The following is a 17751-nucleotide window of genomic DNA, read 5'->3' on the forward strand; positions in this document are numbered from 1 at the left end:
TAGTTTTTACAAAAGGCTTTCCAAAGTATCCATCAATGCCTTTGCTTGTTCTAAGGCACTTCTGTTGCGTTTTTTAACGGCCTGCCCCAATAGTTTGACAATATTGTTTTTCACCTGTTCGGCTGCTTTTGCCGTGTCATTAGCGGTTGCGGTGTCTGCCGATACGGCTGCCGGTTCGGGGGCAGCGGTTTGCTCTTTGGCTTTTCGGTAGGCTTCGGCAAAGCTGCTGCCGTTCATGATGTACTCTCCCATTTCTGCCAATATATCGTCTTCGTTGGCAAGATTAGTGAGCTGCAACTTGCTGAATTTGACGCGCTTGTTGAGCATGTCCCATTTGAGTTGCTCGTTGCCTTGCGTGAGTTTGTCTAAGGCCTCGGCAAACTTTTCATCGGTTCGGATGGTTTTTTCCGATACCTGATGTTGTTCTGCCAATCGCTCGGCGGTGCGCTCGCCTTCACCTGTCTTCTGAAACTGATTGCTGCCTGTGCCGCCTATTTTGCGTTTTTCCTGTTTGTATTGCAAGCCGCGCAGGTAGGCTTTGGTTTCTTCGGTAACGTTGCGCTTGCCCAACTGGTTGTTAATCATCCAGTCTTTGGCGGCTTCTTCATCGGCAAAGTCAATCAACTGAACGCGAAACGGCAGGTTGTAAGTGGTGCAAATTTGGTAGCGGTTATGCCCGTCTATCAGGATATACTTGCCATCGCGTTGCCAAACGATGAGCGCATCGCGGCAGCCTTCTTTGCGGATGTTGTCTTCCAACTGGCGGTATTCGTCTTCGGCCAGCGGCGGAATGAAGTGCTTGAACTGTTCTTCAATAACAATGTTTTCGCGGATATATTCCAACGATTGTTGGTTTTGCTTTTCCGCTTGTTCTACCAACTTATCAAATTTAAATGCCTTTTTTGCCATGCTTTACAGTAGATTTTTTACACACTCAAATCACTCAACCATCCCGTCAATCGTTTCGTCATCTCATCCTTGCCCGACTATGCCACCTGATTGCCTATGATTTCTTTGGCTAGTGCCATGTAGTCTTCTGCGCCTGCCGAGCGGGGGCTGTATTCAAAAATATCTTTCCCAACCGATGTAGCTTCTGCCAAACTGATATTTTGGCGAATGGCCGATTGATAAACCTTGCCGTGATAGATATCGCGGACGGTTTCGGCTATGTGCTGACGGAAAACGGTTTTATTGATTTGCGTAATGAGCAGTCCGGCAATTTCAATGGTCGGGTTTAGGTTTTCGCGGATGCTTTCTACCAGCCGCAAGATGGTTTGCAGACCTTTTACGGCCAAATATTCGGACTGCACCACAATCATTACTTCGGTGGCTGCAATCAAGGCATTGGTGGTCAGGATGCCCAACGAAGGCGGACAATCTATCAGAATAAAATCGTAGTTGTCTTTGACGGTGCGCAGGGCATTTTTGAGGCGAAAATAGCCATTGACATCGGCTTGCAGTTTTACTTCGGCTTCCGACAGGTCTAAATCTGCCGGTACAAGGTCTAAGTTAGCCGCCAAATTCATAATAGGCAGCGGTTCGTTTTCACAAACAGCCTGATAAATATTTCGCTCGGGCTCTTCCACACCGATTGCCTGTGAGAGGTTTGCCTGCGGGTCTATGTCTATGATAAGTGTTTTCCGGCCATTAAGGGAAAGGGCTTTGCCCAAGTTGAGCGTGGTCGTAGTTTTACCCACGCCGCCTTTGTGGTTGATGATGGCGATAATTTTCATCCGTTGCAAGTTGGTTTGACGTGTACGAAATTAGGATTTTATATGGTTTACACAAAAAAACAGCAGCGTGGTAATATTTACCGCGCTGCTCTTGGGGGTGTTGTTACTTAAAAAACTTTATTCAGACCACCAAACGCCAAGTAAGAAGAAAGCCATGCATCTAATTTTTGGAAGGTTAGAGAAGCTGTTTGCAGCAATTCATCCTCCGCTTCGGGATGGTTACTTGCAAAATCGCTAAGTAATGCCTGAAATTCTTTCCACATATCCCCCAGATTTTCGGTGCCGTAGCTGTTGAAGTATGCCGCACCTTGTTCGGCAGTAAAACCGAATTTTCTTGCCAGTGCGCGGCTAAGAAATTGTCCGCCAAGTGTAGAACCTTCCATGACATAGAGAAAACCCACGCGCTGCGCATCGGTTTGAAGAGGCGGCAGGTCGCTGCTCAGAGGCAGGTTGGCGGGGTTGATTTGTAAAAACTGCAAATCTTTTATAAGCATCGGTGTTTTGCGGCGGGCTACGATGTTAAATCCGGCCTGTTGCCACAGCGCCGACTTTTCCAGCGGCGGTTCGCAAACGCTGTAAAAGCCGTAGAACTTACTCAGCAAATGCGCATAGGCCTCTTGTGTGATGGTTTCATCCACAATGGCTTTGGTGAGTGTATTCTGCTCAATCTTATCATGATGGGCGGCAGTAAACTCTTTTAGCTTTTTATGAATACTCATCTGTTCTCTCTCCTATTGAAACTTCAAGCCTTACAGCGTATTGATTGAGGATTAATCAAGGCAACCTGCTTGGCTTTTTAGTCATACAAAATAAACAACAGAATTAATATGAGTGAATAAAAACAGCATTTCATATTTTGAAAATCAGCAACACATCGGATGATAGGCATGATTACAACAACCCGCAGCGTGGTAACATTTACCACGCTGCTACTTTTACTGCTACAAAAAAGTGCATGGTTTATCGCCTGTTTTTCTTGGGATTCTGCTAATTTTAAGTTCGCTAACTAAGGTAAAATTCCCATGCAAAAGCTACCGCGCAGAGATTTCCTGAAAACCACCGGCCTTGCAGGTTCTGCATTGGCATTGGGTTTTGTTTTCGCCGACAAAAAAGCTGTATTAGCCAAAGTGGCAGACAGTGGCTCATCTGAAATTACGCCGTTTATCAGTATTGAGCCAAGCGGTAAGATTACGTTGATTAATCCACGCCCCGATATGGGGCAGGGGACATTCCATACCATCCCTTCATTAATTGCCGAGGAGTTGGAAGTAGAAATGAGCCAAATTACGGTCATTCCTTCCGATGGCAACCGAAAATACGGCGGGCAACTTTCCGGTGGTAGCGGCTCTGTGCGTGCTTCATGGAAACCGATGCGCGAAGCGGGTGCTGCTGCCCGTCAGATGCTGACGCAGGCTGCCGCACAGCGGTGGAAAGTGCCTGCGGAGGAGTGTTACGCCGCCAATGGTGAAATTCATCACCGACCTACGCAACGTAGGCTGTCCTATGGCGAACTGTCCGCAGATGCTGCCCGATTGGATGTACCTAAAAACCCGGCGTTGAAGCCTGCCAAAGATTTCCGCATCATCGGTAAATCTGTTCCGCGGATAGACGTGCCTGCCAAAACCAACGGAACGGCAATATTTGGCATGGATGCCAAAGTGCCGGGGATGTTGTATGCCTCCGTTGCCATGCCGCCTGCCATTTGGGGCAAAGCCGTTACCATAGACGACCGCCGCGCCAAAGCCGTCAAAGGTGTGAAGCAGATTGTCAGGGTAAAGCGCCCGATATTCAGCAAGGCTTCCGAAGGGGTAGCCGTTATTGCCGACAACTACTTTGCAGCCGTTCAGGGGCGTAAGGCGCTCAACATTACTTGGGAAAAAATGCCGCACAGTACTTTTCAGCAACAGGCCTACTTTGAAAAAATGCGTGCGTTGGCTAAGCAGCCCTACGGCATTGCTCACGAACACATCGGCGACGTGAAGCCTGTTTTCGCAAACGCCGAAAACAAAATTATTGAAGCTGTTTACGAAACCCCATTTGCTGCACATGCTGCCATGGAGCCGCTGGTAGCACTGGCACACGTAAAGGAAGACGGCTCATGCGAACTCTGGGCGCCTGTGCAGTCGCCCGATGGTGCAATTGGCGATGTTGCCCGCGAATTGGGCATAGCACCCGATAAAGTCAAAATACATGTGCTTTTTATGGGCGGCGCTTTCGGCAGAAAAGCCTTCTATGATTTTGTGGTACAGGCTGCCTTGCTTTCCAAAGAAGTAAAAGCACCTGTCAAGCTCATTTGGACGCGCGAGGACGATATGACACAAGGCCCTTTCCGCCCCGCGATGGTGAATAAACTGCGTGCTGCCATAGACCCGCAAGGCAATGTTACGGCCTTGCAGCATACCGTTATCGGCGGTTCCATTCAAAACCAATGGGGAGGCTTGAAAGCCGACAAAGCCGACGACTGGGCAATGGAAGCCATTGACCGCGAAAACAGCCCCTACGAAATCCCCAATTTCCTGTTAGACTACCACCATGCCGAAACGACCGTGCCGCTGCTGTGGTGGCGTTCGGTGTATTCATCTACCAACGCTTTCGGACATGAGTCGTTCATAGACGAGCTGGCACATGCTGCCAAAAAAGACCCCTTGGAGTTCCGCCTGCAACTGATGCACAAGCACGAGCGCTTCCGAATAGCACTGGAAACCCTCCGCGAAAAGGCGGAATGGAACAAGCCGCTGCCGCAGGGAAAAGCGCGTGGCGTTGCTATTGTCCGTTCGTTCAATACAATTTGCGCAACGGCGGTTTTTATTTCCAAAAATGCCGAAGGTGCTATACAAATAGACCGCGTGGTGAGTGTGTTGGATTGCGGCATTGCGGTCAATCCGGACAATGTACGCGCTCAGACAGAAGGCAATGTAGTAATGGCACTATCCACAGCCGTGAAAGATGCGATTACCTTTGAGAATGGTCAGGCAAAGCAGCAGAATTATAACAGTTATCGCCCGCTGCGCATCAACGAAGTGCCCGAGATAGAAGTACACATCGTAGCCAATAACCATGAGCCGAGTGGGGTAGGGGAACCCGGGCTGCCACCTGTGGCACCTGCTTTGTGCAATGCTATCTTTGCCCTGACAGGCAAGCGCATTCGCACACTACCGTTTTCGTTGGCTGTATAGAAGAAAAATATTAAAAAAATTTGTTGAACCATCCAAGGCTTTTTGAGATACTTGGATGGTCTTTTTTGTTTTTTGCATAGACTTTTTTGAGATATTATTGAATTTTTAATCTACAAGTCAGGTTTTTGTTGAGTCTCAGTTAAACAAAATATTTTACTATTTGCTTGGTTTATTGATAAAATTTTTATAAGACCGCAATAAACTGATGTTGATACCGTTTTCTTTGCAGAAAGGCAACCAGTCCTCTCACTAAACACCAAAACAGTATTAACTATAAAATCTCACCGGTATGTTACCTTTCAGTATTGTAGGCAAGGAGCGGATGCAATCCTTCCGTTTAGCCGAGCGCACGGCGGAACAATTGCGAAAAGAGGCCGAACGGGCTACTCAGTTTGTAGAAGCCATCACTCAGGGAAAATTAGACGAAGCACAGCATACCATTGCAGATTTAGTAACCGAGCAACCATCGGCTTTGACCCGCGCCTTGTTGAAAATGCGCGAAGAGATGCAAAACATCGCCGCCAAAGAAGTAGAGCGCCAATGGGCAAATGAAGGGTTGGCAAAGTTTGTTGAAATTCTGCGAATAGGTACACACGATTTGGAACTGCTCTACAACAGCATTATTTCCAACTTGGTAAGATATGTCAATGCCAATCAGGGCGGTCTTTTTGTGGTCAATGAAGAAGACGGCCGCGAACCGTTCATAGAAATGGTCGCCTGCTATGCCTACGACCGCCGCAAGTTCTTGCAAAAACGCATTGAAATAGGCGAAGGACTGATAGGGCAGGTGTATTTGGAAAAAGAACCCATTCAATACAACGCACTTCCGAAGAACTACTCAACCATCAGTTCCGGGCTGGGTGCGGAAAGCCCCAGTGCCCTCTTGATTGTACCGCTGAAAGTGAATGAAAAAGTAGTCGGTATGATTGAGTTGGCGGCGTTTCAGCCGTTCCAACCCTATCAGGTAGATTTCATCCGCAAATTAGGAGAAAACATCGCCTCTACGGTTGCCAATGCGCAGGTGAGCAAGCGCACGCAATACTTGTTGCGCATTTCGCAGCAGCAAACCGAGCAACTGCGCTCTGCCGAAGAGGAGATGCGGCAAAACATGGAGGAGTTGCAGGCCACACAGGAGGAGATGCAGCGCAAGGAAATGGAGATGAACGGATTGTTTGCGGCCATAGACCTGACGCTGTGCATGGTTGAGTTGAATACAGAGGGGGTGATTACTTCTGCCAACCATCGTTTTGCCGAACAGTTAGGCTTTACTACCGACGAACTGCGGGGCAGAAAATTGCACCCCATGTTTGTAGCCGGCCGCAAAACGGGCACATTTGAGCAGTTGTGGAATCAGGTAGGCAATGGTATTTCGCAAACGGGCAACTATTTGTTCAGCGGCAAAGGCAGCCGCCAGATATGGTTGCAGGCGGCTTTCAGCCCTGTAAAAGATGCCGATGGCAACATTCGCAAAGTGCTGATGCTGGGTCAAGACATTACGGCCAACAAAGAAGCGGAAATCCAATTCCAGCGCCTCTCATTGGTTGCAGACAATACCGACAATGCCGTTATCATCACCGATGCACAAGGCATTACCGAATACGTAAACCGCGGCTTTGAGCGCATGACAGGCTACAAAGCCGATGAGATTATCGGCAAAAAGCCGGGGCACATCCTGCAAGGCCCCGATACCGACCCCGAAACGGTGGCGCGTATCAGTCGGAAACTGAAAACCAAGCGTTCATTCAGCGAGGACATCCTCAACTACGGTAAGGACGGCAAACCATACTGGATTTCGCTGACCATCAACCCTATTTTTGATGAAGAGGGAGAGGTGAGTAAATACATCTCCATTCAGGCAGAAATCAGCAAAACCAAGTTGCAGGCCATTGACCTCAACGGCAAAATGGAGGCCATCAACCGCGCCAATGCCATTATTGAGTTTGATACGCAGGGGAATATTCTGACTGCCAATGAAAACTTCCTGCAACTGATGGAGTATTCGTTGGAAGAAATCAAAGGCAAGCACCACAGCATGTTTGTACCGCCCAAAGAGCTTGCTTCGGAAGAGTACAAGCATTTTTGGGAAAAATTGGGCAGTCAGGCAGGCTTCAACGACGGCGAATTTGAGCGCATTACCAAATCCGGCAAATCTGTATGGCTCAGAGGCAATTATAACACCATTGTTGACCACTTGGGCAGACCTACAAAGGTTATTAAGATTGTGCAGGATATTTCGGCTGAAAAAGTACTCCTGATGGAAATTCAGCAGAATAACGAAGAATTGAAAACACAGGAAGAGGAAATCCGCCAGAACATGGAGGAACTCCTGAGTATTCAGGAAGCGCTGCAAGCCAAGCAGAAGGAAGCCGAAGCCATTGCACAGAAGTTTACCAATATTCTGGAAGGTTGCGCCGATTCGGTGGTTACGATTGACAAAACCGGCACGATTAGTTTCTTCAACGCCGCAGCCGAGCAAATGTGGGGCTATGAGCGCAGCGAAGTTATTGGCAAGAACGTGAAAATGCTGATGTTCTCCGAACATGCCACCCACCACGACCGCTACCTGCACAACTACGAAACTACCCGTCAGAAAAAAGTAATCGGCATAGGCCGCGAGGTAGAGGCACGCCGCAAAGACGGTAGCAAAGTACCCATTCTGCTTACGCTGAGCGAAGCAAGTTTCGAGGGCGAGTCGGTTTACACGGCATTCATCAAAGACATCACCAAACAGAAGGAGTTAGAGCAGCAAACGCTGCAACAAATAGAGGAGTTACGCACACAGGAAGAGGAAATCCGCCAGAACATGGAGGAACTCCTAAGCATTCAGGAAGCGCTGCAAGCCAAGCAGAAGGAAGCCGAAGCCATTGCACAGAAGTTTACCAATATTCTGGAAGGTTGCGCCGATTCGGTGGTTACGATTGACAAAACCGGCACGATTAGTTTCTTCAACGCCGCAGCCGAGCAAATGTGGGGCTATGAGCGCAGCGAAGTTATTGGCAAGAACGTGAAAATGCTGATGTTCTCCGAACATGCCACCCACCACGACCGCTACCTGCACAACTACGAAACTACCCGTCAGAAAAAAGTAATCGGCATAGGCCGCGAGGTAGAGGCACGCCGCAAAGACGGTAGCAAAGTACCCATTCTGCTTACGCTGAGCGAAGCAAGTTTCGAGGGCGAGTCGGTTTACACGGCATTCATCAAAGACATCACCAAACAGAAGGAGTTAGAGCTGCAAACACAGCAGCAAATGGAAGAACTGCGCACACAAGAAGAAGAAATTCGTCAGAATCTGGAAGAGTTGCAGGCCAATCAGGAGGAGATGCAGCGCACCGCCATGAACCTCAACGGGCTGATGGCTGCTATTGACACCACCATGGCAACCATAGAGTTTGATATGGAGGGGCTTGTGCTGGATGCCAATACAAACTTCTTGGAAATAATGGGCTATCGGTTGGAAGAAATTACAGGCAAACCGCACCGCCTTTTTGTGGATGCCAAAGAAGCCAGTACGCCCGATTACATCAGATTTTGGGATAACCTGCGCATGGGCAGGCCGTTCATGGGAGAAGTTAAACGCTTGACCAAAAACGGAGAAGAGAAATGGTTCAATGCCAGCTATATGCCCGTAATGGACAGACACGGCAAGCCTGTGAAAGTAATCAAACTCGCACAGGAAATTACGAAGCAAAAAATGGTGAATCTGGATGTTACCGGACAGTTGGATGCCATCCGTCGCTCTTTTGCCGTTGCCGAGTTTGATATGAAAGGTCATTTGACGGAAGCCAATGAAAATTTCCTCGACCTGTTCAATTACGGTATCAATGAAGTAGTTGGCCGCCATCATAAGCTGTTTGCCGGCAAGGAAGAATCGGAAACCAATGAATATGCGATGTTTTGGACGAATCTGCGCAGCGGCAAAGCACAGGACGGAGAGTTTAAACTGTTTAACAAAGCAGGCCATGAGGTCATAGCCCGCGGCAGCTATAATCCGATTATGAACCTGAACGGCGAGCCTTACAAAGTGGTGGCTTATTTACAGCAAGTGATTATCAAGAAAAACGGCAGGTCTAAGGACAAAACCGCCGTAGAAGCAACCGACGAAAAGGCCGGTTGATAGATGTTAATACTTTTTGGGTTATTGATTTTTTGCAGCAGCGTGGTAACATTTACCACGCTGCTGTTTGCTTTATGAAGCGCACTCTTCCCACCGATACCCGCACAGCCTGTGAAAAGTGCTGCCCCAATCTGCTTCCTGATTTTCAAAAACCATCAGGATTTAACATTTTTACAGCCTGAATTTAACTGTTAACAACATGCTACGAATGAAAAAACTGCTCTCGGCGGTGATTTGCTCGGCTGCGCTGGCAGGTACAGCACAGGCACAAGCCACGTTCCGTGCCGATACGGTACAGGCAGGAAAGTTTGACAATGGGAAAATGTGGACTTTTGATGCGCCGCCCAAAGAGTTTTGGAAACAAACTTACGGTTTTGAGCCAACCGACCAATGGCTGGAAAATGTACGCCTCAGTGCGCTGCGTTTCGCTTCTTGGTGCTCGGCTTCTTTTGTGTCTGCCAATGGTTTGGTGATGACCAACCACCATTGCAGCCGCGATGTAGCTACCAAAGTGCAAAAGGCAGGCGAAAATTTCAATGAAAACGGCTTTTATGCAGCCAAACTAACCGATGAGCGCCGCGTGGCCGATTTGTACGTAGACCAGTTGGTAAAATTAGAAGACATCACTGCGCGCGTGCAACAGGCAATGGACAAAGGCAAAAGTGACCAAGAACAAATCCAACTGCGCGAGTCGGAACTTGCCGCCATCCGTAAAGAGTATGCAGAAAAAGACGGCTGGAAAGGTTTAGAACTGCAAACAGTTACTTTCTACAACGGTGGCCGCTACTCGCTCTACGGCTTCAAACGCTACAAAGATGTGCGTTTGGTGATGATTCCGGAATTGCAATTGGGCTACTACGGCGGCGATTATGACAACTTTACCTATCCACGCTATTGTTTGGACTTCACATTTTGGCGCGTGTATGACGACAACGGTCAGCCGCTGAAAACCAACCACTACTTTAAATTTAACCCAACCGGCGCGAAAGAAGGCGAAGTGGCTTTCGTAATCGGCAATCCGGGACGCACCAGCCGTCAGTTTACGGTAGCCGACTTGGAATTTATGCGCGATATTCAGATTCCTGCACAGGTAATGACGCTGCGCAACCAGTCTGCCGCCCTGAAAAAGGTATATGACCGCACCAAGAGCGACAGCATACTGAACATGATTTTCAGCATGGAAAACACCATCAAAGCGCGTTCAGGTGCGTTAAAAGCCTTACAAGACCCATACATCATCGCACGCCGTGCGGCCTTTGAAAAGCAGTTCAAAGCAGCCGCCATGCAGAAAAATAAAGAAGCCGGCAGCATTTGGGAAGCTATCGCCAACTATCGCAAAGAATACCGCGATGTATTACCTCCTGTTTTGGCCTCACAAGCGGCATCTACTGCCTTTCAGGCTGCGCAAATGGTATTTATGCTGGCGCAACCTTCGGCAATGGATGCAAACACCATGAAGCGCATGAGCGAGCAGGTAGAAAAACTCGGCAAACCTACCGAGGATGAACTGGAAGCCGACTTGTTCCGCGCCGATGTGATGGAGTTGGTGGCGATTCTGGGTGAAAGCGATATGACCGTGAAGCAATTATTGCAAGGCAAAACCGCTGCCCAATTTGCCGATGAAGCACTCAAAAACACCAAAGTTTACGATGTTGCTTTCCGCAAATCGCTGATAGAAAAAGGCATGACGGCCATCAATGATTCGCAAGACCCTGTGGTGCGCATGGCTGCCCTGCTGATGCCGCGCGTGCTGGATGCCAACCAAAAAATTCCAGCACTGAACACTGCCCTGAACGCACAGCGCAGCAAACTGGCGCGTATGCTGTATGACGTGTACGGCACATCCATTCCGCCCGATGCTACCTTCTCGCTGCGTATTTCCGACGGCGTTGTAAAAGGGTATGACTACAACGGCACCAAAGCGCCTGCCGTAACCAATTTCTACGGATTGTTTGAACTGAATACAGCTTTCGGACAAAATTCGGACTGGAGGCTGCCTAAGCGCTGGTTGGAAGCTAAACGCACACCTGAGTTCCTTGCTTCTCCGCTCAACTTCGTAAGCACCAACGATATCATCGGCGGCAACTCCGGCAGCCCGATGATTAACCGCAACGGCGAAGCCATCGGCCTGATTTTCGATGGTAACATAGAAAGCCTCGAAGGCGACTATATCTACCGTTCGGACTACAACCGCACTGTTTCTGTACATGCCGGCGGTATCATGGCCGCTTTGAAACATGTGTACAAAGCAAAACGCTTAGTAACCGAACTGGAAACAGGTAAGTAATCAGGTATCAGCCTCTTTTTAGAAAATAAAAAACCCGACAGGTTTCTAAAACCTGTCGGGTTTTTTATTGGAGCGGTTTTTCAGAACCTTAAAGCAACTGTTGTTTAATCCTCGTTCGTAGCAAACCACATCGGTTTGGTGTGATAATCCACGTCGTAGCCGCCGTTTGCACGGAAGTTGGCGCTGTTCCAATCCTCTTCGGAGAACGAAGGCGGCAACATGCGCTGAACAGGCTTGCCGTTGTTCTCTACTGCCAAGTTGGTCGGAATTTGGAAACCCATGAAAATATTGCCATCGTAGTTGTAGCGGCGCAAGTCCGACCAGATTTCAATTTGTCCGTAGAGGGCGATGTATTTCTGCGACATAATGTGGCGCAATTGCAAATCGGTGCCGTTTTGCGGGATAGCTGTTTGCAAGTAGCTGTTAATAGCCGCAGGCGCAATGCCTACGCGCTCCATGTGCGCACGGATACCATTCACAAAGGCCGTGTAAGCCAGTTGGCGATTGCCAAGCCTGAAAGCGGCTTCTGCCTTGATAAACTGCAACTCTGCATAAGTAACCAGCGGATACGGCGCGCCATCCTGATGGATATACTTGCCGTAGATGGTCGGGAAATTGGCAGTTTGTCCGGCAGGAATACCCTGTGTAGGTACTAAACCGTGCACTACGTTGGTCGTCGCATTGGGCATAAACATACCCAGCAGGCGCGGGTCGGTTACGTTGTTGAAGTATGTGCCGTTCAGCAGGTTTACAATCATGCGCCCCTGACGGTTAGCATTGAAGTTGGCACGCGAAGGCCCCATGAAGCTGTAAAAATCGGAACGAACGCCCGCGGTCGTAGTAAAGCGCAGCAGTGCGTCATCGTCATTGTTGCGGAATGCTTGGTCAACCAGTTCAATAACGCGCTGCGGATTGTAGGAGCGCTTGTTGGAAATATGGTTGGCCAGTCGGGCTTTGATGGCAAATACAAAACGCTTCCACTTGTCCGTATCGCCGCCGTAGATGCTTTCAAAGCGAGGTAGGTTGGGGTCAGGAGTGCCGCTGCGGTCGTCTAATTCGCGCAGAGCTTGGTCGCACAACTTATCGGTTTCTTGGTAGATGAACTTTTGAGAATCGTATTCAAAAGTTGCCAGTGTATTATCCCATGCCTGACGGTAGGGCATTTCGCCAAAGAGGTCGGTGCTGATTTGCCAACTGTAAGCGCGGATGGCAGTACAAATGCCCTGATAGCTCCGAAAACCTCGCTGTTGGGCAATGCGCTGAATCTGATTCAGGTTAGAACCAATTGCCCAATAATGATTGCGATATGTTTGACTGCCTACAAGGCCGCCGCCTACGGCTCTTCTACCCATTCGGTCGTAGTTATCGTTGGCCGTAGTTTGTTGCCAATACTGCGTATATCGCCCGATAAAGCGCACATCAAACATCGGCCCTTCGCCCATCGCATAAATTAGTTGCGGCAAATACAAATGTGGTTGCGCTTCCTGTGGCAGGAATGGGTCTTTGTTCACATCCAGAAACTTATTGCACGAACTGAAGGGTATAACCAGCAGCAGCGCCAATAACATCCATTTATTTTTCATGTCTTTGTTCAATTTAAGTGGCTCAAACGTGTTTTACGAATGATTAAAAGCCGGCACGAAGTCCAAGCGCAAAAGCAACAGGTGCAGGCACAGAGTAGTAGTCGAAGCCCATTGCACCGCTGCCGCGTGCAGAAGCATTCAGACCGTTCACGTCGGGGTCAGCGCCGGTATAGTTGGTTAGCAGCCAGAGGTTGGTGCCCGTAGCCGTTACTTGCAGGTTTTTCACAAACTTAGAACCTGTGAAAATATTGTTGGGCAGGGTATAAGTAAAGGTTACATCGCGCAAGCGCAGGGCTTTGATGTTCTTCTCAATGAACAGTTCCTCAATCAGGCCGGGGGCGGTAGAGCCTGTACCCAAGCTGCTGAAATAGGCGCGGTTCAATTCTACCTCGCGTGTATTGGGCGTTCCGTCGGGCAGCACGCCTTGGAATACTACACGCTGGCCGCGTTGCAGGGTGCGGGTGCTCAAACCTAAGTTGGTCAGTGCCCAGTCGGTAGCATTGAATACATCGCCGCCCCATCGCAAATCGAACAGGAACGAAAGGCTGAAGTTTTTGTATTTCAAGTTATTGGTCAAACCAAAGTTAAACAGTGGCTGACGATTGCCGATTTTGGTATAAGTATTTTCGCGAATCGGATAGCCTGCCAGTGTGCCTGTGTTGGCAATTACGATGTTGCCGTTGGCATCGCGGCGCATGGTATTGCCTGTGATGGTCATGATGGATTCTCCCGGCACATAACCTGCGCGTGCACCGCCTGCCAGCCATGTATCGGACAAGTAAAATTCGGTATAACCGTTTGGTAGGCTTAATACTTTGTTGCGGTTCAGGGCAAAGTTGCCAATCAAGTTCCAACTGAAATCATTGGTGCGCACAGGATTGGCATTGAGCATTATTTCCACGCCCCTGTTTTCTACTTCGCCGGAGTTCAGGATTTGCAGGATGTAGCCACTGGCATAGCTCAGGCGCGGTTGTACAATCTGATTGCGGCTCGTCATGCGGTAGTAGGTGAAGTCTATGCCTAAGCGGTTGTTGAAAAACTTCACGTCAAAACCTGTTTCAAACGAGGTGGTTCTTTCTGGCACAAGGTCGGGGTTGGGGCCGAAGAAACCGACGTTATAGCCGCCACCTGTTCGCGTAAATTCTTGCAAGGCAGGCAAAACCTGATGCGGAGGCGCATCTTTACCTACTTCGGCATAAGAAATACGCGCTTTGGCAAACGATACTTTGCCGCTGGGCTCCAATCCCAAGATTTCGGAAATAACGGCATTGCCGCTGATGGACGGATAGAAGAAGCTGCGGTTAGCGCGCGGCATGGTACTGCTCCAGTCGTTGCGGCCTGTTACACTCAGGTAAACCATGTTTTTGTAGTCCAATTTCAACTCGCCAAACACGCTCACCAAACGACGTTGCGTACCGCGGGCAATTACCTCACGGGTGGCCAGTGCCGTTGAGCTGATACTCAAAAGGTCGGGGTCAGCTAAGTTTTCGCCGTAGCGTGAGTCCACACGGTACAGTTTGTCTTCTGTGTAATTACCCAAGGTGAAGGCTGTATTGAAATCGCCGAATTTTTTCTTGGCATTAATCAGCAGGAAAGAGTTGAGCAAGCTGCTTTTGTTTTCATACTCCGAAAAAATACCGCCTACCAATCGGGCAATATTTCGGTTCGGGAAACGTGCCCACGACTGAGGGTCGTAGAATGTCATACCGTAGGTGTAGTAGTTGTCATATCCTAAGCGGCCGGTAACGTTGAGCCAATCCAGTACATCATAAGAGAGGCTGCCGTTCAGCAATACGCGATTGGTTTTGTCTTGGGTAATGTTGCGTTCTAAGTTGAAGAAAGGGTTGTCAAATACGTCATCCGCTTGCCCGTCGTTGTTGATGTCGGCAATGCCGGTGAGTGCGCCGTCTTCACCGCGAGTGTTGCGGATGTCGCGGGTACTGGGCCATGTAAGCGCGATATTATAGGCGCTGCCTGCTCCTTTGGTAACGGGCGGACGTTTGGCAAATGAGTTGGTGTATTGCACCGAAGTAGTCAGGCGCAGTTTTTCGCTCAATTTAGCGCCTGTACTCAGGCGGAAAGTATTGCGGTCAAATTTGGTGTTAGGAATAGAACCGTTTTGATTGAAAACGCTGCCCGATGCGTTGTAAGTAAACAAATCGGAGCCGCCGCTGATATTGATGCTGTGCATCTGATTGAAACCCCACTTAAATACGCTGCGCAGGTTGTCGTAGCGCGGTGTACCGGGAGGAATTTCAGCCCCCCAGAAGCCCATGATAACGTTCGGGGCAGTGGCCGTAGAGGTGGTGGCCGTCAGCGTACCGGAAGCAAACGGGCTGAAACCGTACACGTCCTGCAATTGCGGGAAGCGAGTGATGCGCTCCCATTGGCTGTTGGCGCTGTACTCAATTTTCATAGAGCCTTTTTTGCCCTTTTTGGTGGTGATAATGATGGCGCCGCCCGCAGCATCAACGCCGTAGAGTGCCGCTGCCGCAGGGCCTTTCAATACCGTTACACTTTCAATGTCGTTCGGGTTTAAATCGGCAATGCGGTTGGTGTAGTCGGCATTTCGGTTGGGTGCATCGCCTACGATGAAGCCTTCGCGCATGGTGCTGTTGTCCACCGGCACGCCGTCAATTACAAAAAGCGGCTGGTTATTGCCGTCCATGGAGGTAGCGCCGCGCAGCACAATTTGCGAAGATGCCCCGGGTGTACCGCCTGTCAGGCCTACGTTTACCCCTGCAATGCGTCCTTGCAAGCTGTTTACTATGTTGGGGCGCAAAGTTTCCGCCAACTCTTCACCCTTTACTTCCTGTACGGCATAACTCACTTCCTGTTTGCTTCGCTCAATACCGAACGCCGTAACCACTACCTCTTTCAGCTCGCGGGTATCGGGTTGCATACTGATGCTGAAATCAGACTGATTACCGATTTCTACCTCGCGGGTCTTCATACCGATAAAACTGAATACCAATGTTTTGGCATTGGCATCTACCACAAGCGAGAAGCGACCGTCCACATCGGTAACGGCGCCTCTGTTCTGCCCTTTAACCGTTACGTTCACGCCGGGCATGGCCTGCCCGTCTTCGGCGGAAGTAACCCTGCCCGAGAGGGTACGCTGCTGTGCAAAGGCAATACCTGCCCAGCAAATCAGCAACAAAGCATACCCCATTTGGTAAAGTTGTTTCATATTCATCACATAATTAAGTTGGTTAATCAAATGTACGGAATATGTCCTTTTGAAGTCAAATAATGTGGAATGTTTTGAGAATTGAATCGTCTGACGGCGCGGGGTCTTGGGTTGCTTCGGTATTTTTGCCGCGTTTTTACTTAATTTTGAACACCTTACCGGTAATACAGTCGCTTTTTGCCTTGATGCAACTACTTTTTGCCAAGTCGTGGTAAAAAACAAGTTAGGTCAAGGCAGCTGCGGCAGCACAACAATACATTAGCACATTCTTTCTTCCGGCTTTGAAAAGTTTACTAAACACGTTTTTATGGAAACCGAAATTTTGGCACGCATTCAATTTGCGTTCACGGTTGCTTATCATTACATCTATCCGCCGTTAAGCATCGGCATTGGTTTACTGCTGGTGATTTTTCATGCCTCTTACCTCAAAACGGGCGACAAAGCGTACGAAAACCTGACTAAGTTTTGGCTCAAAATCTTTGCGCTCACCTTCGGTTACGGTGTTGCCACGGGCATTATCATGGAGTTTGAGTTTGGCACGAATTGGGCTGTTTACTCGCGCTTTGTGGGCGATGTGTTCGGCAGCGCGCTGGCAGCCGAAGGGCTGTTTGCGTTCGGCTTGGAAAGCACGTTTTTGGGCATTTTGCTCTTCGGTTGGAACAGGGTTTCGCCTAAGATGCACTTTATTTCCGCCGTCGGGGTGCTGTTGGGGTCTATGTTCTCGGCTATTTGGATTGTGGTTGCCAACAGTTGGCAACAAACCCCCGCAGGCTTTCACATTGTAGGCGAAGGGCTCAACGCCAGAGCCGAAATTACCGACTTTTGGGCAATGGTGTTCAATCCTTCAAGTGTGGACAGGATTATCCACGTGTGGCAGGGCGCATTTTTGGCAGGCGCTTTCATGGTATTGAGTGTTCATGCTTATTACATCTACAAAGGCAAGTTTGTAGAAATTTCCCGCAAAGCCTTCAAAATTGCTTTGGTAATTGCCGTCGTTTTTTCTTTGGCGCAGCTGCTTTCGGGGCACAGTTCAGCCGACGGCGTGGCTAAAAATCAACCCGCCAAATTAGCCGCCATGGAAGGGCATTACCCCGCCAATTCGCCCGCCGACTTGTACCTGCTCGGTTGGGTGGACAACGAAAAAGAACAGGTAGCGGGCATAGCCGTTCCCGGCGGGCTGTCGTTTTTGATACACCAAGATTTCAACGCCCCCGTGCAAGGGCTGTGGAACTTCCCCAAGCAAGACCGCCCCTCGCAAGTAAATGCCGTGTTTCAGTTTTACCACATCATGGTTGCCATCGGCATGGCGATGATAGCCCTGACGCTCTTTGCCCTGCTGATGTGGTTCAGGGGCAAGCTGTTTGACAGCAAGTGGCTGATGATTGTGTTTATTTTCTCGGTGCTTCTGCCGCAAATTGCCAATCAGGCGGGCTGGTTCACTGCCGAAATGGGCAGGCAACCGTGGGTAGTTTACGGGCTGTTGCGCACAAGCGATGCCCTCTCGGAAAGCGTGAAAGCAAATCAGGTGTTGTTTTCCTTGATTCTGTTTTTTGTGCTCTACACCCTGTTGTTTGCCTTGTTTTTGTACTCGCTTAATAAAAAAATCACGACTGCCGAAGATTTGCAACCGACCGCGTAAATCTTCAATTGTTCAACGCAAAAAAA

9 protein-coding genes are annotated in these 17751 nt (G+C 49.2%); 4 read left to right on the forward strand and 5 right to left on the reverse strand.

Annotation, left to right across the window (positions count from 1 at the left end):
- Nucleotides 1-6 precede the first annotated feature (6 nt).
- From NDK19_RS13585 to NDK19_RS13595, 3 genes are all read right to left on the reverse strand, one after another.
- The gene (locus NDK19_RS13585; RefSeq protein ID WP_250632444.1) at nt 7-909 is read right to left on the reverse strand and encodes a ParB N-terminal domain-containing protein; all 903 of its coding nucleotides are present in this window, start codon (nt 907-909) and stop codon (nt 7-9) included.
- 77 nt (nt 910-986) lie between these two features.
- Nucleotides 987-1733, reverse strand: coding sequence for a ParA family protein (locus NDK19_RS13590; RefSeq protein WP_250632445.1), 747 nt, complete (start codon nt 1731-1733; stop codon nt 987-989).
- Between the two features lie 107 nt (nt 1734-1840).
- Entirely contained in the window at nt 1841-2452 is a 612-nt protein-coding gene (locus NDK19_RS13595; RefSeq protein ID WP_250632446.1) for a biliverdin-producing heme oxygenase, read from the reverse strand.
- Between the two features lie 303 nt (nt 2453-2755).
- Here NDK19_RS13595 and NDK19_RS13600 point away from each other — a divergent pair, with 303 nt between their 5' ends.
- The 3 genes from NDK19_RS13600 (at nt 2756) to NDK19_RS13610 (ending at nt 11313) form a co-directional block, all read left to right on the forward strand.
- A complete protein-coding gene (locus NDK19_RS13600) occupies nt 2756-4909 on the forward strand; it encodes a xanthine dehydrogenase family protein molybdopterin-binding subunit (RefSeq protein ID WP_250632447.1) in 2154 nt (717 codons plus the stop codon).
- Between the two features lie 289 nt (nt 4910-5198).
- The gene (locus NDK19_RS13605; protein WP_250632448.1) at nt 5199-9026 is read left to right on the forward strand and encodes a PAS domain S-box protein; all 3828 of its coding nucleotides are present in this window, start codon (nt 5199-5201) and stop codon (nt 9024-9026) included.
- A gap of 208 nt (nt 9027-9234) precedes the next feature.
- Entirely contained in the window at nt 9235-11313 is a 2079-nt protein-coding gene (locus tag NDK19_RS13610; protein ID WP_250632449.1) for a S46 family peptidase, read from the forward strand.
- A 104-nt stretch (nt 11314-11417) separates the two neighbouring features.
- Here NDK19_RS13610 and NDK19_RS13615 read toward each other — a convergent pair whose 3' ends face one another.
- Together NDK19_RS13615 and NDK19_RS13620 are read right to left on the reverse strand one after the other, a co-directional pair.
- Nucleotides 11418-12896 carry a SusD/RagB family nutrient-binding outer membrane lipoprotein gene (locus NDK19_RS13615; protein ID WP_250632450.1) on the reverse strand — a complete coding sequence of 493 codons (1479 nt, stop codon included), beginning with the start codon at nt 12894-12896 and terminating at the stop codon, nt 11418-11420.
- 43 nt (nt 12897-12939) lie between these two features.
- Nucleotides 12940-16086: a SusC/RagA family TonB-linked outer membrane protein gene (locus tag NDK19_RS13620; protein WP_250632451.1), complete on the reverse strand. Its 3147-nt coding sequence runs from the start codon at nt 16084-16086 to the stop codon at nt 12940-12942.
- 307 nt (nt 16087-16393) lie between these two features.
- On the opposite strand from NDK19_RS13620, the gene NDK19_RS13625 reads away from it, so the two are divergent.
- On the forward strand, nt 16394-17725 hold the full coding sequence (locus tag NDK19_RS13625) for a cytochrome ubiquinol oxidase subunit I (protein ID WP_250632452.1): 1332 nt from the start codon (nt 16394-16396) through the stop codon (nt 17723-17725).
- The last annotated feature ends 26 nt before the right edge of the window (nt 17726-17751 follow it).

Origin of the sequence: Rhodoflexus caldus, assembly GCF_021206925.1 — a bacterium.
Lineage (GTDB): Bacteria > Bacteroidota > Bacteroidia > Cytophagales > Thermoflexibacteraceae > Rhodoflexus > Rhodoflexus caldus.

Bases quoted from the DNA above. Each gene is read 5' to 3' on its own strand.
- NDK19_RS13585 (WP_250632444.1), bottom strand. From the start codon at position 909: ATGGCAAAAAAGGCATTTAAATTTGATAAGTTGGTAGAACAAGCGGAA.
- NDK19_RS13590 (WP_250632445.1), bottom strand. From the start codon at position 1,733: ATGAAAATTATCGCCATCATCAACCACAAAGGCGGCGTGGGTAAAACT.
- NDK19_RS13595 (WP_250632446.1), bottom strand. From the start codon at position 2,452: ATGAGTATTCATAAAAAGCTAAAAGAGTTTACTGCCGCCCATCATGAT.
- NDK19_RS13600 (WP_250632447.1), top strand. From the start codon at position 2,756: ATGCAAAAGCTACCGCGCAGAGATTTCCTGAAAACCACCGGCCTTGCA.
- NDK19_RS13605 (WP_250632448.1), top strand. From the start codon at position 5,199: ATGTTACCTTTCAGTATTGTAGGCAAGGAGCGGATGCAATCCTTCCGT.
- NDK19_RS13610 (WP_250632449.1), top strand. From the start codon at position 9,235: ATGAAAAAACTGCTCTCGGCGGTGATTTGCTCGGCTGCGCTGGCAGGT.
- NDK19_RS13615 (WP_250632450.1), bottom strand. From the start codon at position 12,896: ATGAAAAATAAATGGATGTTATTGGCGCTGCTGCTGGTTATACCCTTC.
- NDK19_RS13620 (WP_250632451.1), bottom strand. From the start codon at position 16,086: ATGAAACAACTTTACCAAATGGGGTATGCTTTGTTGCTGATTTGCTGG.
- NDK19_RS13625 (WP_250632452.1), top strand. From the start codon at position 16,394: ATGGAAACCGAAATTTTGGCACGCATTCAATTTGCGTTCACGGTTGCT.